General features: G+C 71.6%; 20 protein-coding genes and 1 tRNA gene. 10 read left to right on the forward strand and 11 right to left on the reverse strand.

Annotated features, from left to right (window positions below; genetic code table 11):
• Positions 1–89 precede the first annotated feature (89 nt).
• From AB0N17_RS00200 to AB0N17_RS00215, 4 genes are all read right to left on the reverse strand, one after another.
• A complete protein-coding gene (locus AB0N17_RS00200) occupies positions 90–977 on the reverse strand; it encodes a carbohydrate ABC transporter permease (RefSeq protein WP_366008766.1) in 888 nt (295 codons plus the stop codon).
• Complete coding sequence (locus AB0N17_RS00205; RefSeq protein ID WP_366008767.1) at positions 974–1,954, reverse strand: sugar ABC transporter permease; 981 nt, start codon at positions 1,952–1,954, stop codon at positions 974–976. Before AB0N17_RS00205 ends, AB0N17_RS00200 begins: the two co-directional genes overlap by 4 nt.
• An 8-nt stretch (positions 1,955–1,962) precedes the next feature.
• Entirely contained in the window at positions 1,963–3,276 is a 1,314-nt protein-coding gene (locus AB0N17_RS00210; RefSeq protein ID WP_366008768.1) for an ABC transporter substrate-binding protein, read from the reverse strand.
• A 270-nt stretch (positions 3,277–3,546) separates the two neighbouring features.
• Complete coding sequence (locus AB0N17_RS00215) at positions 3,547–4,212, reverse strand: GntR family transcriptional regulator (RefSeq protein WP_366008769.1); 666 nt, start codon at positions 4,210–4,212, stop codon at positions 3,547–3,549.
• A gap of 178 nt (positions 4,213–4,390) precedes the next feature.
• Here AB0N17_RS00215 and AB0N17_RS00220 point away from each other — a divergent pair, with 178 nt between their 5' ends.
• The 4 genes from AB0N17_RS00220 to AB0N17_RS00235 are packed head-to-tail and all read left to right on the forward strand — an operon-like array spanning position 4,391 to position 8,307.
• Positions 4,391–5,410: a sugar ABC transporter substrate-binding protein gene (locus AB0N17_RS00220; RefSeq protein WP_366008771.1), complete on the forward strand. Its 1,020-nt coding sequence runs from the start codon at positions 4,391–4,393 to the stop codon at positions 5,408–5,410.
• Positions 5,410–6,486, forward strand: coding sequence for an ABC transporter permease (locus AB0N17_RS00225; RefSeq protein WP_366008772.1), 1,077 nt, complete (start codon positions 5,410–5,412; stop codon positions 6,484–6,486). Before AB0N17_RS00220 ends, AB0N17_RS00225 begins: the two co-directional genes overlap by 1 nt.
• Before the next feature lie 4 nt (positions 6,487–6,490).
• Complete coding sequence (locus tag AB0N17_RS00230; RefSeq protein ID WP_366008773.1) at positions 6,491–7,396, forward strand: ATP-binding cassette domain-containing protein; 906 nt, start codon at positions 6,491–6,493, stop codon at positions 7,394–7,396.
• 2 nt (positions 7,397–7,398) lie between these two features.
• Positions 7,399–8,307, forward strand: coding sequence for a sugar phosphate isomerase/epimerase (locus tag AB0N17_RS00235; protein ID WP_366008774.1), 909 nt, complete (start codon positions 7,399–7,401; stop codon positions 8,305–8,307).
• Positions 8,308–8,313: 6 nt separating this feature from the next.
• On the opposite strand, the gene AB0N17_RS00240 is transcribed toward AB0N17_RS00235, so the two are convergent.
• Positions 8,314–8,577: a hypothetical protein gene (locus AB0N17_RS00240; protein WP_366008775.1), complete on the reverse strand. Its 264-nt coding sequence runs from the start codon at positions 8,575–8,577 to the stop codon at positions 8,314–8,316.
• A 35-nt stretch (positions 8,578–8,612) separates the two neighbouring features.
• On the opposite strand from AB0N17_RS00240, the gene AB0N17_RS00245 reads away from it, so the two are divergent.
• On the forward strand, positions 8,613–8,807 hold the full coding sequence (locus AB0N17_RS00245) for a hypothetical protein (protein WP_366008776.1): 195 nt from the start codon (positions 8,613–8,615) through the stop codon (positions 8,805–8,807).
• A gap of 49 nt (positions 8,808–8,856) precedes the next feature.
• Here AB0N17_RS00245 and AB0N17_RS00250 read toward each other — a convergent pair whose 3' ends face one another.
• The 3 genes from AB0N17_RS00250 to AB0N17_RS00260 are packed head-to-tail and all read right to left on the reverse strand — an operon-like array spanning position 8,857 to position 11,849.
• The gene (locus AB0N17_RS00250; RefSeq protein WP_366008777.1) at positions 8,857–9,861 is read right to left on the reverse strand and encodes a Gfo/Idh/MocA family oxidoreductase; all 1,005 of its coding nucleotides are present in this window, start codon (positions 9,859–9,861) and stop codon (positions 8,857–8,859) included.
• Between the two features lie 35 nt (positions 9,862–9,896).
• A complete protein-coding gene (locus AB0N17_RS00255; protein WP_366008778.1) occupies positions 9,897–10,673 on the reverse strand; it encodes an SDR family oxidoreductase in 777 nt (258 codons plus the stop codon).
• A gap of 9 nt (positions 10,674–10,682) precedes the next feature.
• Positions 10,683–11,849 carry a phytanoyl-CoA dioxygenase family protein gene (locus AB0N17_RS00260; RefSeq protein WP_366008779.1) on the reverse strand — a complete coding sequence of 389 codons (1,167 nt, stop codon included), beginning with the start codon at positions 11,847–11,849 and terminating at the stop codon, positions 10,683–10,685.
• 133 nt (positions 11,850–11,982) lie between these two features.
• Here AB0N17_RS00260 and AB0N17_RS00265 point away from each other — a divergent pair, with 133 nt between their 5' ends.
• Positions 11,983–13,005, forward strand: coding sequence for a LacI family DNA-binding transcriptional regulator (locus tag AB0N17_RS00265; RefSeq protein WP_366008780.1), 1,023 nt, complete (start codon positions 11,983–11,985; stop codon positions 13,003–13,005).
• On the opposite strand, the gene AB0N17_RS00270 is transcribed toward AB0N17_RS00265, so the two are convergent.
• On the reverse strand, positions 12,977–14,146 hold the full coding sequence (locus AB0N17_RS00270; protein WP_366008781.1) for a Gfo/Idh/MocA family oxidoreductase: 1,170 nt from the start codon (positions 14,144–14,146) through the stop codon (positions 12,977–12,979). The genes AB0N17_RS00265 and AB0N17_RS00270 overlap by 29 nt on opposite strands.
• 111 nt (positions 14,147–14,257) lie before the next feature.
• Here AB0N17_RS00270 and AB0N17_RS00275 point away from each other — a divergent pair, with 111 nt between their 5' ends.
• Positions 14,258–15,268 (forward strand): LacI family DNA-binding transcriptional regulator, encoded by a 1,011-nt coding sequence (locus AB0N17_RS00275; RefSeq protein ID WP_366008782.1) that lies wholly within the window; start codon positions 14,258–14,260, stop codon positions 15,266–15,268.
• Here AB0N17_RS00275 and AB0N17_RS00280 read toward each other — a convergent pair.
• Positions 15,258–15,602 (reverse strand): cupin domain-containing protein, encoded by a 345-nt coding sequence (locus AB0N17_RS00280; protein ID WP_366008783.1) that lies wholly within the window; start codon positions 15,600–15,602, stop codon positions 15,258–15,260. The two genes, AB0N17_RS00275 and AB0N17_RS00280, sit on opposite strands and share 11 nt — an antisense overlap.
• A gap of 132 nt (positions 15,603–15,734) precedes the next feature.
• Between AB0N17_RS00280 and AB0N17_RS00285 the strand changes: the two genes are divergently transcribed.
• A complete protein-coding gene (locus tag AB0N17_RS00285; protein ID WP_366008784.1) occupies positions 15,735–16,250 on the forward strand; it encodes a hypothetical protein in 516 nt (171 codons plus the stop codon).
• An 18-nt stretch (positions 16,251–16,268) separates the two neighbouring features.
• Here the strand turns inward: AB0N17_RS00285 and AB0N17_RS00290 are convergent, their stop codons facing one another.
• Positions 16,269–16,847: a helix-turn-helix domain-containing protein gene (locus tag AB0N17_RS00290; RefSeq protein WP_366008785.1), complete on the reverse strand. Its 579-nt coding sequence runs from the start codon at positions 16,845–16,847 to the stop codon at positions 16,269–16,271.
• A gap of 232 nt (positions 16,848–17,079) precedes the next feature.
• On the opposite strand from AB0N17_RS00290, the gene AB0N17_RS00295 reads away from it, so the two are divergent.
• Positions 17,080–18,507 carry an MFS transporter gene (locus tag AB0N17_RS00295; protein WP_366008786.1) on the forward strand — a complete coding sequence of 476 codons (1,428 nt, stop codon included), beginning with the start codon at positions 17,080–17,082 and terminating at the stop codon, positions 18,505–18,507.
• A gap of 45 nt (positions 18,508–18,552) precedes the next feature.
• Positions 18,553–18,626 (forward strand) — tRNA-Pro (locus tag AB0N17_RS00300).
• The last annotated feature ends 74 nt before the right edge of the window (positions 18,627–18,700 follow it).

Below are 18,700 nucleotides of genomic sequence, written 5' to 3' on the forward strand. Positions count from 1 at the left end.
AGCACGGGCAGTCGGTCGCTGAACTGCGCACTCCCCTGCTTCTGTTGGCGGCGGTTGCCGTGGGCCGGTCGGTTGTCGGGGTGCGCGCCTCAGCCCTTGCTGGAGCCGAGTGTCAGGCCGCTGACGAACTGGCGCTGGAGCGCGAAGTAGACGACCAGGGTCGGGATCGCCGTCAGCAGGGAGCCCGCGGCGACCAGGTTGGGGTCGGTGAAGTACTGGCCGGAGAGGTTGTTCAGCGCCGAGGTGATGGGCATGTTCTCGCCGGTCGAGATCAGGACGAGGGCCCAGAAGAAGTCGTTGTAGATCCAGATGGAGAGAAGGGTGGCCAGGGCCGCCATCGCCGGCTTGCACAGGGGCAGGGTGATCTGCCAGTACAGCCGCCACACCGAGGCGCCATCGACCAGCGCGGCCTCGGTCAGCTCGTGCGGCAGCGAGCGCATGTAGTTGCTCAGCACGAACGCGCAGAACCCGGACTGGAACGCCACATGGATGAGGACCAGGCCGAGCGCGGAGTCGTACAGCTTGCCGCTCTGTGTGATCCCCGGCAGGTTCGTCAGCAGGTACAGCCGGTACAGCGGGGTGATGACGACCTGCTGCGGCAGCAGGTTGCCCGCCGTGAACACCAGCAGCAGGGCGAGGTTGAGCCGGAAGTCGAAGCGGCTGACGTAGAACGCCACGCAGGAGGACAGGAAGAGGGTCAGCAGCACGGCCGGCACCGCGATGATCAGCGTGTTGCCGAAGTAGTGCGTCATGTCGGACTGCTGGAACGCGTTCGTGAAGTTCGCGAAGGTCAGCTTGTCCGGCCACGACACGTATCCCTTGGCGCTGGTCTCGCTGTACGGCCGCAGCGCCGAGAAGACCGCCCACAGCAGCGGGGCCAGCCAGGCCAGCGCCGTGCCCGCGAGGAAGACGTGCAGCAGGACCCGGGCCGGGCGGAGGGGGGCGCGCCGCCGCAGCGGGAGAGTGGTGCCGCTCATGCGCGCCGCTCCTTCCGGAAGGTGGCGATCAGATAGGGGATGATCACCGCCAGGGAGATCACCAGAAGGACGACCGCGATGGCGGAGCCGTAACCGATCCTGCTGGACTCGCCGATGATGTTGTTGGTGACCAGGATCGACAGCAACTCCGTGCCCTGGGCGCCCTTGTTGAAGACGAAGACCAGGTCGAAGGCGCGCAGCGCCTCGATGATGGTGACGACCAGGACGACCGTGTTGGTCGGGCGCAGGGTCGGGAAGATGACGTGCCTGAACGACTGCCACTCGTTCGCGCCGTCCAGCGCGGACGCCTCCCGCAGGGAGGGGTCGACGCTCTTCAGGCCGGCCAGGTACAGGATCATCATGTAACCGGTGTGCCGCCAGGACGCGGCGATGAGGACCGCCCACAGGTTGAGGTGTGGGTCGCCGATCCAGTCGATGTAGTGGCCGGGCTTGTTGGCCCCGATGATGCTGTTGATCAGGCCGGTGTCCGGGTTGTAGACCAGCTGCCAGACGAAGCCGATGCACGCCATCGAGATGACGACCGGCAGGAACAAGGCGGTCTGGTAGACGCGGCTGAAGCGGATCCGCTTGTCCAGCTGCACGGCCAGGAACAGGCCGAACGGCGTCGGGATCAGGATCAGGACGACGAACCAGATCACGTTGTGCTGGACGGCGGGCCAGAACTGCGGGTTGTCGCTGAAGAGTTGCTTGAAGTTCTCCAGGCCCACCCACCTGATCGAGTCGAACCCGATGCCGTCCCAGGTGGTGAAGGCGAGGAAGATCGAGGCGATGGCGGTGACCCACACCAGGAGCACGTGCAGGATCGTCGGCACGCCCGCCATCAGGGCGAGCGTGATGCGGTCGCGGCGGGTCAGCAGGCGGCGCTGCCCCCGGGGCACCCGCTTCTTCGCGGGCGCGGCGCCCGGAGGCGGCACCGCGGCCGCCTCCGGTGACTTCGTCGTCGTATCGGTCGTCATCGGGCCGCTCACGAGGACGCGAAGATCTGCTTCTTCTGGCGGTCGATGGACGACAGCAGGCTGTCCACGCCCTTGGGGTTCTGCAGGAACTTCTGCAGGCCGGGCTGCATCACCGTGGAGGTGAAGTCGGGCCGGGAGTCGCGGTCCATGAACTGGGTGAGGCTCTTGGCGCCGCTGATCATCGTGTACGCCTTCTTCTGCAGCGCCGTGTACGAGGAGGTGTCGGCCTTGCTGGAGGCGGCCACCACGCTGTTGTCGGCCTTGAGGTAGATGGCCTCGGCCTCGGGGGTGCCGAGGAACTCCATGAGTTCGACGACGCCGGCGTGGTTCTTCGGGGACTTGCTCACCATGAACCCGTCGGTGGGCGCCTCGACGGTGTCCTGCCCGTACGCGGAGTTCATCTCCGGGAAGGCGAAGAAGTCGAGGTCGTCCAGGTCGGCCTTGTTCGTGAACTGCTGGCCCACGAAGGAGCCCAGGAGATACATGCCGGCCTTCTTGGACACCAGGGTCTGGGCGGCGTCCTGCCAGGTGCGGCCCATGAAACCGTCCTGGTGGTAGGGGAGGATCTCGGCCCAGTGGTCGAAGACGGCCTTCACCTTGGGGTCGGTCCAGGATTCCTTGCCCGCCATCAAGGACGTGTGGAAGTCATAGCCGTTCAGACGGAAGTTGATCTGGTCGAAGGTGCCCATCGCCGGCCAGGCGTCCTTGTCTCCGAAGGCGATCGGGACCAGGCCGTCCTTCTTCATCTGCTTGCACAGGGCGACGAGTTCGTCCCAGGTGGCGGGGACCTCGTACCTATGCTGCTCGAAGACGCTTCTGCGGTAGAACAGGGCCCAGGGGTACGTGTACAGCGGCACGAAGTAGTACTTGCCGTCCTCGCCCCGGCTGAGCTTCTTCATCGCGTCGGGGAAGTTGCCCCCGATCTTCGCCCACACGTCGTCGATCGGCGAGGCCAGGTTCTTCGCCGCGAAGAACTGCATGCGGTAGCCGGCGAACCAGGTGAACACGTCGTCAGGCGTGCCCTGGAGGTAGGAGTTGATCTGCTCCTGGAAGGTGTTGTGGTCCTTGGTGTTGACATCGACCTTGATGCCGGACTGCTTGGCGAAGGCGGCGTAGATCTCGGCGAACGCTTTCTTCGGCACGGCGTCCGAGGCGTTGGAGCCGAGCGCGACGGTCTTCGGGTCCGACGAGGAACCGCTGCCGCCGCAGGCGGACAGCAGGGGTATGCCGGCACCCGCGAGCAGGGCGGCACCGCCCGCTCCGCGCAGCAGGGAGCGGCGGCTGGGACCCGGGAGGGCAAGACCGGAGGGGGAGAGGCGCATGGCGGCTCCTGAGGAATACAGGGTTCGGCCAAGGGGTGAGTCGATCACCGAAAGGTCCTCGAAACCGCTCAGAAATCAACTCGACCGAACATCGTGGGCGTAATCACAGCCCCATGTCCGCGCATGCGTCAATAGCTCCGGTCGTACTGAGGGGTCTCTTGCCCGAAACGTAATCGTCACCGTTACCTGCGACTTCGGCGAGGTGCGGGACCGGTGGCCCGCGCCGCACTCGCGGCCGGGGCGGGCTGTGTGAACGCGGGGGATTCCGTTTCAGCCTCTGACCAGCAGATGGAAGTCGAAGGCGTACCGGGACGCCCGGTAGACATGGCTGCCGAACTCGACCGGCCGGCCCGTGTCGGCGTAGGTGGTGTGCCGCATGGTGAGCAGGGCCGCACCCTCCTTCTCGTCCAGCAGGGCCGCCTCGGCGGCGGTGGCGCTGCGCGCGCCGACGTACTGGCGGGCGCTGTGCAGGGTGATCCCGGCGGACCGCATCATCCGGTACAGACCCGTCGACTCCAGCCGCCCGGTGGCGAGTTCGAGCAGGGCGGAGGGCAAGTGGTTGCACAGGAACGCCACCGGCTGCCCGTGTGTACGGCGCAGCCGCTCCAGTACGACGACCTCGGCGCCCTCCGCGAGGCCGAGGGCCGCGGCCACGTCGGCGGTCGCCGGGATCCGTTCGCCCCGCAGCACCCGGGTGGTGGGGCCCTGCCCGGCCGACTCCAGGTCGTCGTAGAGGCTGCTCAGCTCCAGCGGCCGTTTCACCTGACTGTGCACCACCTGCGTGCCCACCCCCCGCCGGCGCACCAGCAGCCCCTTGTCGACCAGGGTCTGGATGTAGAGCGGTACCGGGCTCGTGCGGTCCAGGGCGAAGGTGAGGGGGGCGAGCACGCGATCACCTGGTGCCGTCCGCTGCGGGGTGCGGTGTACTGGGCTCATGCCTCCCGGGTGTAGGTCCGGGACGGCGAAGGTGTCCATGATTTGTTCTTACATTCGGACCACCTCGTGAAATGATGTCTTAACAAAGCATTGACAGCGGGCCCGTCAGGGACTTGGATCCCGTCCCAACGCAACAGCGTCCCTTCCCCCGTCGCACGCACAGTGAGGTGCAGGAAAGATGGACCGCTCTTCCCCCTCCCGTTTCCGGAGGCCGGCCCCCCTCGTGGCGGTGGCCGCCGCGGTAGCCCTGACCCTCGCCGGCTGCGCGAGCGCCCACGGCGGCAAGAAGGCCGAGGAGGCGGCACAGAACGCCTCGGCGGGCCGGGCGAACACGCCCCGGATGACGGTCGCGCTGGTCACGCACCAGGCTCCCGGCGACACCTTCTGGGACACCGTCCGGAAGGGGGCCGAGGCCGCGGCGGCCAAGGACAACATCAAGCTCGTCTACTCCGCCGACCCCAACGCGGGCACCCAGGCCAACCTGGTGCAGAACGCGATCGACCAGAAGGTCGACGGCATCGCGGTCACCCTGGCCAAGCCCGACGCCATGAAGAGCGTCATCGGCAAGGCGGAGCAGGCGGGCATACCGGTGGTGGGCCTGAACTCGGGCCTGAGCGACTGGAAGAGGCTCGGCCTGCTGGAGTTCTTCGGGCAGGACGAGAGCGTGGCGGGCGAGGCCTTCGGCAAGAAGCTGAACACCACGGGCGCCAAGAAGATCGCCTGCGTGATCCAGGAGCAGGGCAACGTGGGCCTCACCCAGCGCTGCGACGGCGTGAAGAAGACGTTCAAGGGCACCACTGAGACGCTGTACGTGAACGGCACCGACATGCCGTCCGTGCGCTCGACCATCACGGCCAAGCTGAAGCAGGACAACTCCATCGACACCGTCGTCACCCTCGGCGCGCCCTTCGCCCTCACCGCGGTGCAGTCCGTCGGTGACGCCGGCAGCAAGGCCAAGGTGGCCACCTTCGACCTGAACAAGGATCTGGTGAAGGCCGTCCGGGACGGGTCGATCGAGTTCGCGGTCGACCAGCAGCCCTACCTCCAGGGTTATCTGGCGGTGGACTCCCTGTGGCTCTACAAGTACAACGGCAACTTCAGCGGCGGCGGTGAGCAGCCGGTGCTGACCGGTCCGGCCTTCGTCGACAGGTCCAACGTCGACAGGGTCGCCGCGTTCGCCGCGAAGGGGACCCGGTGATGAGCATGGCCCAGCAGGCCGATCCGGCCGTCGGCAAGCCGCCGGCGTCCGGCCCCTCGGAGCGAGACGGCCGTACCGCCCGGCGCCCGCTGGTGCTGCGGCTGCTGGCCCGGCCGGAGGTGGGGGTCTTCCTCGGCGCCCTCGCCGTACTGATCTTCTTCCTGATCGCCGCGCCCTCGGTCCGCCAGGGCAGCTCGATGGCGACCGTCCTCTACCAGTCCTCGACCATCGGCATCATGGCCCTTCCGGTGGCGCTGCTGATGATCGGCGGCGAGTTCGACCTGTCGGCCGGCGTCGCGGTGATCTCCTCGGCGCTGACCGCGAGCATGCTCAGCTACCAGCTGACGCTGAACGTGTGGACCGGTGTGATCGTCGCCCTGGTCGTCTCCCTCGCCATCGGGTTCCTCAACGGCTGGATGGTGGTCAGGACGGGCCTGCCCAGCTTCCTGATCACGCTGGGGACCTTCCTGATCCTGCAGGGGGTGAACCTGGCCGTGACCAAGTGGGTCACCGGCAACGTCGCCACCGACGACATCAGCGACATGGACGGCTTCGACCAGGCGAAGAAGATCTTCGCCTCCTCCTTCGACGTCGGCGGCGTCCAGGTGAAGATCACCGTCGTGTGGTGGCTGGTCTTCGCCGCCCTCGCCACCTGGGTGCTGCTGCGCACCAAGTACGGCAACTGGATCTTCGCCGTCGGCGGCGACAAGGAGAGCGCGCGGGCCGTCGGTGTCCCGGTGCGGTTCACCAAGATCTCGCTGTTCATGCTGGTCGGCTTCGGCGCCTGGTTCATCGGCATGCACAACCTGTTCTCCTTCAACACGGTGCAGTCCGGCGAGGGCGTCGGCCAGGAGCTGATCTACATCGCCGCGGCCGTCATCGGCGGCTGTCTGCTCACCGGTGGCTACGGCTCGGCGATCGGCCCGGTCTTCGGCGCCTTCATGTTCGGCATGGTGAACCAGGGCATCGTCTACGCGGGCTGGAACCCCGACTGGTTCAAGGCCTTCCTCGGCGTGATGCTCCTCGGCGCCGTCCTGATCAATCTGTGGGTCCAGCGCACGGCGACCCGGAGGTAGAGCGATGACCGACAACACGGCCCACGGCGCCGTCCTCGCCGACACGCCGCCCTCCGGTGACGGCCCCCTGGTGGAACTGCGCGGCGCGGGCAAGTCGTACGGCAACGTCCGCGCCCTGCACGGCGTCGACCTGACGGTCCACGCGGGCCAGGTGACCTGCGTGCTCGGCGACAACGGCGCCGGCAAGTCCACCCTCATCAAGATCGTCTCGGGGCTGCACCGGCACACCGAGGGCGAGTTCCTCGTCGACGGCACCCCGGTGCGCTTCTCCACCCCGCGCGAGGCCCTCGACCGGGGCATCGCCACGGTCTACCAGGACCTGGCCACCGTCCCGCTGATGCCGGTGTGGCGGAACTTCTTCCTCGGCTCGGAGATGACCAGGGGACCCTGGCCGGTCCGCCGCCTGGACATCGCCCGGATGAAAGCCACCGCCGACCGGGAACTGCGCAACATGGGCATCGTCCTGGACGACCTGGAGCAGCCCATCGGCACCCTCTCCGGCGGCCAGCGCCAGTCCGTGGCCATCGCCCGCGCCGTCTACTTCGGCGCCCGGGTCCTCATCCTGGACGAGCCGACCGCCGCGCTCGGCGTCAAGCAGTCCGGCGTGGTGCTCAAGTACATCGCCGCCGCCCGCGAACGAGGCCTCGGCGTCATCTTCATCACCCACAACCCGCACCACGCCTACATGGTCGGCGACCACTTCAGCGTGCTGCGCCTGGGCACCCTGGAACTGTCCGCCTCCCGCAGCGAGGTCAGCCTGGAGGAGCTGACCAACCACATGGCCGGCGGCGCCGAACTGGCCGCGCTCAAGCACGAGCTGGCCCAGGTGCGCGGCGTCGATGTGGAGGAGCTGCCCGAGGAGGGCGACCTCACCGCACCCGTGGCTTCGTCCCCGGAAGGAAACGCCTGATCATGGCCCACCCCACCGCGCTGGACCGTATCCGGGTCGGCTCCGCCCCCGACTCCTGGGGCGTCTGGTTCCCCGACGACCCACGGCAGGTCCCCTGGGAACGCTTCCTCGACGAGGTCGCCGAGGCCGGCTACGACTGGATCGAACTCGGCCCCTACGGCTACCTCCCCACCGACCCGGCGCGGCTGCGGGACGAGGTGGCCCGGCGCGGGCTGCGGGTCTCGGCGGGCACGGTCTTCACCGGCATGCACCGCGGCCCGGCCGTCTGGGAGGAGACCTGGGCCCACGTCGGCCAGGTCGCCGCCCTGACCCGGGCGATGGGGGCGCGGCACCTGGTGGTCATCCCCTCGTTCTGGCGGGACGACAAGACCGCCGAGATCCTGGAGCCGCCGGAGCTGACGGCCGAACAGTGGGCGCACCTGACCAAGGGCATGGAGCGGCTGGGGCACGAGGTGAAGGAGAGCTACGGCCTGGACATCGTCGTCCACCCGCACGCCGACACCCACCTCGACACCGAGGAACACGTCGAACGCTTCCTGGACTCGACCGACTCCGAGCTGGTCAACCTCTGCCTGGACACCGGGCACTACGCCTACTGCGGCGGCGACAGCGTCAAGCTGATCGAGACCTACGGCGAGCGCATCGGCTACCTGCACCTCAAGCAGGTCGACCCGGACGTCCTCGCCGAGGTGGTCGCGGGCGGGGTGCCGTTCGGGCCGGCGGTGCAGCGCGGCGTGATGTGCGAACCGCCGTTCGGTGTGCCCGAGTTGGGGCCCGTCCTCGAGGCGGCGCAGAAACTGGGCGTGGAGCTGTTCGCGATCGTCGAGCAGGACATGTACCCCTGCGAGCCGGACAGTCCCCTGCCGATCGCGGTCCGCACCCGCCGCTTCCTGCGCTCCTGCGGCGCCTAGCGCGGGTCACCGGCCCACCGACGAGGGCGCTCCCACCGCCACGGGCGGGGGGAGCGCCCCCGCGTGCGCGTGCGCGGGGCGTCCGGCCGGCCGGGTCTGCGCGGTCACGGGCGCGTCACCCGGCCGCGGGATGCGGCCCGCCGTGCCGCCGCCCTCGCCGCCGGAGTCACCGGGGGTGATCCCGGCGCCACGGCCCGGTTCCTGCGCAACCGTGAGGGATTCGGACAGGCTGTGGCCGGGAACCAACTGCTGCACGCGGGCGTTGTCCATGATGACGGGGGACCCCGCGCAGACGGGAGGACGAGATGACGCAGCGCACCGAGCCCCGGGAGAGCACGCAGGACACCGCCGAGGCGGCCGCCGCCCGCCGCAGCCGCTTCGGCACGCTGCCCGAGCGGATACGCCCGGAGGACACGGTGGAGACCAGGCCGGCGACCACACCGGACCCGGCCCGGGACACGTACAACCCCGACGAGTGGCTCATCCGTTACTGCGGCTGAGACACAGAAGACGGCGCCGGGCCGCTCGCCCGGCGCCGCCTCGTCGGTCTCACGCCTGCCGTACCTCCGCGAGCGTCACCGGACGGTGCTCGTGCAGGGACAGGGTGCAGGCCTCGGCGATCCAGCCGGCCTCCAGGGCGTCCTCGACCGTGCACGGGGAGGGCCGGGTGCCGGCCACGACCTCCGTGAACGCGGCGAGTTCGGCGCGGTAGGCGTCGGCGAAGCGGTCCATGAAGAAGTCGTGCGGGGTGCCGGCCGGGAAGGTCACGCCGGGTTCGACCGAGCGCAGCGGAAGCCGGTCCTCCAGGCCCACCGCGATCGAGTCGGTGAAGCCGTGCAGCTCCATGCGGACGTCATGACCCCGGGCGTTGTGCCGGGAGTTGGACACCACCGCGATGGTGCCGTCGTCCAGGGTGAGGACCGCGCCGGTGGTGTCGGCGTCACCCGCCTCCCTGATGTAGTCCGCGCCCCGGTTGCCGCCCACCGCGTACACCTCGGTGACCTCACGGCCCGTCACCCAGCGGATGATGTCGAAGTCGTGGACGGAACAGTCCCGGAAGATGCCACCGGACGCGGCGACGTACGCGGCCGGCGGCGGCGCCGGGTCCAGGGTGGTGGAGCGGACCGTGTGCAGCGCCCCCAGCTCACCGGAGCGCACGGCGGCCCGCGCGGCGGCGAAGCCCGCGTCGAAGCGGCGGTTGAAGCCGATCTGGATCGGCACGTCCCGGCCCTGGACGGCCTGGAGCACCCGGACGCCCTCCGCCATCGTGCGGGCGACGGGCTTCTCGCAGAAGACCGGGACCCCGGCCTCGACCCCGGCCAGGATCAGCGCGGGATGGGCGTCCGTGGCCGCCGCGACGACCAGGCCGTCCACCCCGGCGGCCAGCAGCGCCTGGGGCGAGTCCGCGACCTCGGCCCCGAACCGCTCCGCGGCGGCCTTGGCGGCGTCCGCGAACGGGTCGGCGACGACGAGCGACTCGACGGCGTCCAGTGCGGACAGGGTCTCGGCGTGGAAGGCGCCGATGCGGCCGAGGCCGAGGATTCCGATGCGCATGGTGCTCCTAGAGTGCAGAAGGGCTGCGGGGAGGGTCAGTCGAGTCCGCCGAGTACGTTCTGGTCCCAGTCGATCACCGAGCCGGTCACCACCCCCGAGCGGTCGGACAGCAGGAAGACCACGAAGTCCGCGATCTCGTCCGGCCGGCCGAGCCTGCCCATCGGCAGCCGGGCCGCGGCCTGCTCCCGCCAGTCGTCGCCGGCGCCGTGGAAGGCGCGCTGCGTGGCGTCCTCGCCCTCCGTCGCCGTCCAGCCGATGTTCAGGCCGTTGATCCGGATCCGGTCCCAGCGGTGGGCGTGCGCCGCGTTCCGGGTGAGCCCGGCGAGCCCGGCCTTGGCCGCGACGTACGGCGCCAGGAACGGCTGCCCGCCGTGCGCCGACGAGGTGATGACGTTGACAATCGTGCCGGGCGCCTTGCGGGCCACCATGTCGGCGACCGCCGCCTGCATCGCGAAGAACGGCCCCTTGAGGTTGACCGCGATGTGCGCGTCGAACAGCTCCGGCGTGGTGTCCAGCAGGGTGCCCCGCGAGGTCAGCCCCGCCGAGTTCACCAGGCAGTCGATCCGGCCGTACGCGTCCACGACGGCGGCCACCGCCCCCTTCGCCCGCTCGGGGTCCGCGAGGTCGGCGCGGACGTAGCGCGCCTCGCCGCCGGCCGCGGTCAGCTCCGCCACCAGCGCCTCGCCCGGCCCGGGCCGCCGCCCGCTCACCGCCACGACGGCACCCTCCCGCACGGCGGCCCGCGCGACCGCGGCCCCCACGCCCTGGGTGCCGCCGCCCACGAGCACGACCTTGTCGTCCAGAAGTCCCATGACAGCCCCTCAGCTCTCCCGGCGCTCCGCGCCGGCCCGCAACTCCGCCCGGAGCCGGCCGGGCGTCCACCCCTCGTCGAGCGCCCGGCGTACGACGTCCGCCTGCGCGGGCGGGGCCAGACCGTCGACCGGTGGGTCGCTGTCGAGGTTGGTGGGGAAGGGGTAGCCCTCGGCGCTCGCCGCGATCACGTTGTCCAGCCAGGCCCCGGACGCGCCCTCGGCCCTGCGCCGCAGCAGCACCGGGAACACCGCGTTCGCCACCGCCTCCCGGTCCACCGTCTCCATCGCGCGCCCGAAGGCCGAGGACACCTGGAGCAGATTGGCGGTGCGCCGTACGTCCGCCGTGCGGTTGGTGCCGGCGGCGTGGAAGAGCGCCGGGTTGAAGAAGGCCGCGTCGCCCTTGGCCAGCGGGAGCTGCACGTGGTGCGCGTCGAAGTACGCCCGGAACTCCGGGAGCCGCCAGGCCAGATAACCCGGCTCGTACAGCTGGGAGTACGGCAGGTACAGCGTCGGACCCGACTCCACCGGCATGTCGCAGTGGGCGACCGCGCCCTGCAGCGTGAGCACGGGGGAGAGGCGGTGCACGTGCGCGGGATAGGCGGCGGCCGCCGCGTTACCCAGGAAGCCGAGGTGGTAGTCCCGGTGCGGACTCTGCCCGGCGCCGCCCGGGTTGACCACGTTGACCTGCGAGGTGACCTGGTAGCCGGGGCCCAGCCAGGCGGTGGAGACCAGCGCCAGCACCTCGCTCGCGTAGTAGTCGGCGAACGCCGCGGGGTCGTACAGGGCCGTCTTCTCCAGCGCGTTCCACACCCGGTCGTTGGCGCCGGGCGCGGCGAAGTGGTCGCCCGCGGCGGCCCCGGAGGCCCGCTGCTCGGCGATCAGCGCCTCGAACACGGCCGTGACCCGGTCCACCACCGCCAGGTCCGGGAAGGCGCCGCGGACCACGACGATCCCGGGGCCGTCGGCCAGCGCCCGCACCAGTTCGGCCCGCACCGCGTCCCGGTCGGCGGCCGTCCGCAGCCGCTCACCGTCGTACACGAGCACGCCCTCGGTCACCGAGTCGGCATGCGGGTGGCCGGCGAGGCCGGTGGTCCGCGTCACCAGGGCGCGGAACGCGTCGAGGTCGCAGTCCTGCTCGGTCAGCCAGGCGCGGCCTGGCGCGGAGGTGACGGACATCGGAGTCCTTCTCTCGGTCACGGGAGCCACGCACCGTGCGGTCACGACAGCGGCGCAGCCCTGTCATTCTTGTCAGTACAAACCCCTCGAACAACCAGCAGGCAGCCATCAAAAACCCCTCAAGGAGAGCTCCATGGGCCACCCGTTCCCGATCCGGGAGATCGCACGTCAGGCGGGTCTGAGCGAGGCCACCGTGGACCGGGTGCTGAACGGCAGGGGAGGGGTGCGGGAGAGCACCGCCCAGGAGGTGCGCCGGGCCATCGCCGACCTCGACCGGCAGCGCACCCAGGTCCGGCTGGTCGGCCGCACCTTCATGGTCGACATCGTGGTGCAGGCGCCCGAGCGGTTCACCACCGCCGTCCGCACCGCCCTGGAGGCCGAACTGCCCGGCCTGCACCCGGCCGTGGTCCGCTCCCGCTTCCACTTCCGCGAGACCGGCCCGGCGGCGTGGCAGGTCGGGACGCTGGACCGGATCGCCCGGCGCGGTTCGCAGGGCGTGATCCTCAAGGCGCCGGACGTCCCCGAGGTCACCGCGGCCGTCGGCCGGCTCACCGCCGCCGGCATCCCGGTCGTCACCCTCGTCACCGACCTGCCCGCCAGCGGCCGGCTCGGCTACGTCGGCAGCGACAACCGGGCGGCGGGCGCGACCGCCGCCTACCTGACGGGCCAGTGGCTCGGCGACCGCCCCGGCCATGTCCTCACCAGCCTCAGCAGCGGCTTCTTCCGCAACGAGGAGGAGCGCGAGATGGGGTTCAGGAGCGTGATGCGCGCCCGGCATCCCGAGCGCACCCTGGTGGAGATCGCCGAGGGGCAGGGCCTGGACGCCACCCAGTACGACCTCGTCCGCGCCGCCCTGGAACGCGACCCGCAGATCCGGGCCGTCTACTCCATCGGCGGCGGCAACGTCGCCACCCTGCGGGCCTTCGCCGACCTCGGCCGGGAGTGCGCGGTGTTCGTGGCGCACGACCTCGACCACGACAACACCCGCCTGCTGCGTGAACACCGGCTGTCCGCGGTGCTCCACCACGACCTGCGGCACGACCTGCGCGAGGCCGCTCACGCGGTGATGCGCTTCCACGGCGCGCTGCCGCCGGCCGGCCCGCTGCTGCCGTCTGCGGTCCAGGTGGTCACCCCGTACAACATGCCCGCGGGCTGACCCAGGTGCCGCGCTCGGCCGACTCCGTCATCGCGTCCAGCACCGCCGCGCTGTGCACCGCGTCCGCGAGCGTGGCGCCGTACGGCGTGCCCTCGGCGACGGAGCGGACGAACCGGCCGGCCTCGATGACCTTCAGGTCGTCGTAGCCCATGGCGTTGGCCGCGCCCGGCTGGAACGCGGCGAACTCGCCGGCGCCCGGGCCGACGTACACCGTGCTCACCGGCTGGTCCTGGTACGTCGTCCCGCGGCTCACCCCGAGCTCGTTCATCCGGCGGAAGTCCCAGAACACCGCGCCCCGGGTGCCGTGCACCTCGAAGCCGTAGTCGTTCTGCTCCCCGACCGAGACCCGGCAGGCCTCCAAAACCCCCCGGGCGCCGGAGGCGAAGCGCAGCAGGCAGCTGACGTAGTCCTCGTTCTCGACCGGACCCAGGGCGCCGCCGGAGGCCAGGGCGTGGCCGGCGGTGGCGCCGGCCGGGCGGGCCCGCTCGGGGACGAAGATCGCGGTGTCGGCGGTGAGCGAGGCGATGTCACCGAGCAGGAAGCGGGCCAGGTCGGCGCCGTGCGAGGCCAGGTCGCCGAGCACCCCGCTGCCGCCGCGCGCCCGTTCGTACCGCCAGGTCAGCGCGGAGTCGGGGTGGGCCGCGTAGTCGCTGAGGAGGCGGATGCGCACGTGCGTGACCGCGCCGATCTCCCCGGCCGCGATCAGGTCGCGGGCGGCCTCCACGGCGGGCGCGTTGCGGTAGTTGAAGCCCACCGTGCCCTGCACCCCGGCCGCGGCGACCGCGTCCGCCACCGCGCGGGCGTCGGCCGCGGTGAGCCCCACCGGCTTCTCGATCCACAGGTGCTTGCCGGCCTCGGCCATCGCCACCCCGATCCGCCGGTGCAGGAAGTTCGGCGCGGTGATGCTGACCGCCCGCACGCGCGGGTCGGCGGCCACCTCGCGCCAGTCGCGCGTCGCGGAGGCGAAACCGAACCGCTCGGCGGCCTCCTCGGCCCGGCCCGGCACCTCCTCGGCGACCGTGACCAGCCGGGGCCGCAGCGGGAGGTCCGGATAGTGGTGCGGGAGACGGGCGTACGCCTGGGTGTGCACCCGGCCCATCCAGCCGAACCCGACGACGGCCACTCCCAGTTCGTCCACCATGGCAGCCCCTTTTTGGACCGGTCCAATCTCTGTCCGGGCCACCTTTGTGCGGACATGGCCAGCATGTCAACCCTTTGACAGCGCGCCACGCTCCGTGGAACGGTCCAGCCCATGAGACCACCGACGATCCGCGACGTGGCCGAACGGGCCGGGGTGTCGAAGTCGCTGGTCTCGCTGGTGCTGCGCGACTCCGGACGGGTGCGGCCCGAGAAGCGGGACGCGGTGCTGCGGGCCGTGCGCGAGCTGGGCTACCGGCCGAACGCGGCCGCCCGCAGCCTCAGCGAACAGCGCACCCGCACGGTCGGCGTGCTCCTGGACGACCTGCGCAACCCCTGGTTCGTCGAACTGCTGGACGGCCTGAACTCGCTGCTGCACGGCGCCGGACTGCACATGCTCCTCGCCGACGCCCGGCTGAACCGGCGGCTGGGCCATGACCTGGCCGAACCCTTCGTGGACCTCGGCGTCGACGGGCTGGTGGTGGTCGGCACGGTCCCGGACGCGGGCGCGCTCGGCGCCCTCGCACGGCGGATGCCGGTGGTCGTCGCGGGCGCGCACGAGCACCGGGCGCCGGGCGTGGACGTCGTCGCCGGGGACGACGAGCGGGGCGCCCGGCTCGTCACCGGGCATCTCCTCGGCCTCGGCCACCGCCGGATCGCGCACCTCGCGGGGCACGGCGAGGTCGGAGCGCTGCGCCGGCGCGGCTTCGAGGCCGCCATGCGGGCCCGGGGCGCCGAACCGCTCGTCGAGCCCGGCGACCTGACCGAGGAGGGCGGCTACCGGGGGACCGTACGCCTGCTCGGCCGCGGCGAGCGGCCGACGGCGCTCTTCTGCGTCAACGACATGGCCGCGATCGGCGCACTCTCGGCGGCCGCGGAACTGGGCCTGCGGGTGCCGGGCGACCTGTCGGTGGCCGGCTACGACAACACCGGCGTCTCCCGGCTGCGGCACCTCTGGCTGACCACCGTCGACGCCGCCCCGCACGAGATGGGCCGGCGGGCCGCGCGCCGTCTGCTGGACCGCTTCGAGCGGCCGGACGGCGAGGGGCTGGTGCACCTCACCGTGCCGGCGCTTCGGGTGCGGGGCACGACGGGACCGCCGCCGGCCGGCGGCCTCACAGGTTGATCGCGTACGCCTTGCGCAGCGTCTCGTGCACGGTCCAGGTCGTGACGTCGCCCGCGCGGAGCACCGCCATGTCACCCGGCCCCACCGTCAGCACGGGCCCGTCCTCGACCTCGATCGTCGCCGACCCGCTGATCACCACGAACACCTCGTCCGCCTCCGTGTCCGTGACCACGCCCGGCGTGATCTGCCAGATCCCGCGGAGCTGCCGGCCGTCCGGCGACTCCCAGACCACCTTTCCGGTCACCTCCGGGTCCCCGGAGACGATCTGCTCCGGGTCGAGGGGCTCGGGTTCGAGGTCGGCGTCCGGAATGTGGAGCGCGAAGCTGTGCGTCATGGCAGCGACCCTAGCCAGCGTCCGCACCGGCCGGCTGCCGACAGTGTGTGGGGCGTCGGGCCTGGTGGGAGGACACTTCGTCGGCCCCGGACGAAGTGGCGGCGGTGCCGGGGCCGGGTGATCGTGGGGAGCATGGCTGACTCCACGGCGGCCGGCCGGCCGCCGCCCCGGCACCAGGACACGCGTGAGGCCGTCCTGTTCGGCGGGGTGTACGGCGCCGTCCTCGCCAGTTCGATGGTCGCGGCGCTCACCCAGTACGGCCACACCTCCAGGGAGGTCCGCGGCTACGACGCCGCCTGGGTGCTGGTGACCGCGGTCGCCTCCGCGCTCGCCCACGGCTACGCCCACTACATCGCCGAACGCACCCCGCACGGCCGCCGGGATGCCCTGCTCGCCGTGCGGGGCGAGTGGCCGCTCGTCGCCGCCGTGCTGCCCACGGTCCTGCTGCTCGCGGGCGCGTGGTGGGGGTGGTGGCCGGCCAACGGCGTCGAACTGGCCGCGTTCGCCCTCAACATCGCGATCCTGTTCGTGCTGGGCGTCGTCACCGCGCGCGCGTCCGCCCGGAACTGGCCGGTCTCCGCCCTCGTCGGCCTGGGGGACGCGCTGCTCGGGGTGTTCGTGGTGGTGGCGAACGCGCTCATCAAGTAGGGCGCGGCCGCGGGCGGGTCAGCGGCCGGTGCGGACCCCGTCCAGCGCGATCCCGAGGACCCGCTCGCGCTGGGCGTCGTCCTCGAACGCCGTCGCCGTGATCCCGGCGACCATCCGCAGCAGATCGGCGAAGTCCATGTCCGTGCGGGCCACGCCCGCCCGCTGCGCCCGCTCCAGCAGCGGGCCGCCGGCCGCGTACATCGAGTCGCGGCAGGCCTGGAAGATGTCCGACTCGTCGTTCAGGGCCTCGCGCACCGCGCGCTTGGTGACCATGTAGCCGGCGAACCGGTCCAGCCAGGCCGTCAGCGCCTCCCACGGCTCGCGGCCGGCGACGTCGACGGCCGCCGCGCACAGGGCGTTGACGTCGTCGGCGTAGACGCTCTCGAAGAGGTCGCGGCGGGTGGGGAAGTTGCGGTACAGGGTGCCGATGCCGACGCCCGCGCGGCGGGCGATGTCCTCCAGGGAGGCGTCGGCGCCGTGCTCCGCGAACGCCTCACGGGCGGCGGCGAGCAGGGCGTCGTAGTTGCGGGCGGCGTCCTTGCGGTGCGGCCGGCGGGCCGCCACGATCGCGCTGACGGGGAACGGTGTGGCCGTCACTGCTGCCTCCCGGAAGAGCTCGACGAACCGGAGGAAGGCCTCCGTTCGCTTGAACCGGAGGCATCCCTCCGTTACAGTGGAGGGGTACCTCCACTTTAGCAGTGCGGGGGCTGCTCCGCCCTGGCCGTACCCGGCCGGGCGCCCGCCCCCGCACCCCTGTCGCACGGGCCGCGTCGCCCGTCGCCCGACACACCCCGACCCCGCGCATCCCGGATTCCGGAGAGGCTCCGCCATGCCCCGCACGTCCACCCGCCTCACCTTCGCGGTCCTCGCGACCGGTGCGGGCGTGTTCTCGATGCTCCAGTCGCTGATCGCGCCGGCCCTGCCGACCGTCCAGCACGCCCTGCACACCTCCCAGTCGACCGCGACCTGGGTGATGACGGCCTACCTGCTGTCCGCCTCGGTCTTCACCCCGATCCTCGGCCGCCTCGGCGACCTCGCCGGCCGCAAACGCACCCTCGTCGCCGTCCTGCTGACCGTCCTCGCGGGCTGTCTCATCGCCGCGCTGGCCCCGAACATCGGCGTCCTCGTCGTCGCCCGGGTCGTCCAGGGCGTCGGCGGCGCCCTGTTCCCGCTGTCCTTCGGCATCATCCGGGACGAGTTCGCCCCGGCCGAGGTGAGCGGCAGCATCAGCAACCTCTCCGCGGTCATCGCCGCCGGCGGCGGGGTCGGCATGGTGGCCGCCGGCCCGATCGTCTCCGCGCTCGACTACCGCTGGCTGTTCTGGATCCCGGTCGCCGTCGTCGCCGTGACGGTCCTGATCGCCCTGCGCTACGTGCCCGAGTCCCCCAACCGCGCTCAGGGAAGGGTCAGTTGGACCGGTGCCGCACTGCTGTCCGCCTGGCTGGTGGCCCTGCTGCTCCCGCTGAGCCAGGCCGGGCGGTGGGGCTGGGGCTCGCCCGGGGTGCTCGGCCTGTTCGCCGCCGCCGTCGCCCTGTTCGCGCTGTGGCTCACGGCCGAGGCCCGCTCCCGCAATCCGCTGATCGACCTGCGCGTGATGCGGCTGCCCGCGGTGTGGACGACCAACACGGCCGCCCTGCTGTTCGGCGCGGGCATGTACGCGATCTGGTCCTTCCTGCCGGGCTTCGTCCAGACGCCCGCCACGGCCGGTTACGGCTTCGGCGCGAGCGTCACCGCCTCCGGCCTGCTCATGCTGCCGATGCTGCTCGCGATGTTCCTCTCCGGCGTCCTCTCCGGCCGCCTGGAGCCCCGCGTCGGAGCCAAGGCCCTGCTCGCCACGGGCGCCGCGCTCGGCGCGCTGGCCTGCGGCTTCCTCACCCTCTGGCATGACGCCGAGTGGCAGATCGCCGTCGTCGCGGGCCTGTTCGGCCTCGGGATCGGCCTGGCCTACGCCTCGATGGCCACCCTCGTCGTGGCCAGCGTGCCGCCCGAGCAGACCGGCGCCGCGACCGGCATGAACGCCAACATCCGCACCATCGGCGGCTCCATCGGCGCCGCGCTCACCAGCCTCCTGGTCACCGGCCGCCTCCAGCCCTCCGGTCTGCCCCACGCCTCCGGCTACACCCACGGCTGGGCGCTGCTCACCGTCCTGTGCCTGGCCGCGGCCGGCGCCGCCCTGCTGGTCCCGGCCCGCCGCCCCGCCCGCCCGGCCGACCCCGTCACCGCGGGGACGACACGGGCACCCGCACCGGTGCGGTAGGGTTGACCTGCGTGATCACGCGGGACACCCCGCGTGGGACCGCGGCGGGACGTGGCGCAGCTTGGTAGCGCACTTGACTGGGGGTCAAGGGGTCGCAGGTTCAAATCCTGTCGTCCCGACTTTACGAAGTCGCGGATCAGGGGCCGTTCGGGAGCAATCCGGAACGGCCCCTCGGTCATGCCGGGTTCGTGGT

This window comes from Streptomyces sp. NPDC051133 (assembly GCF_040682635.1).
In the GTDB taxonomy this organism is placed as follows: Bacteria; Actinomycetota; Actinomycetes; order Streptomycetales; family Streptomycetaceae; genus Streptomyces.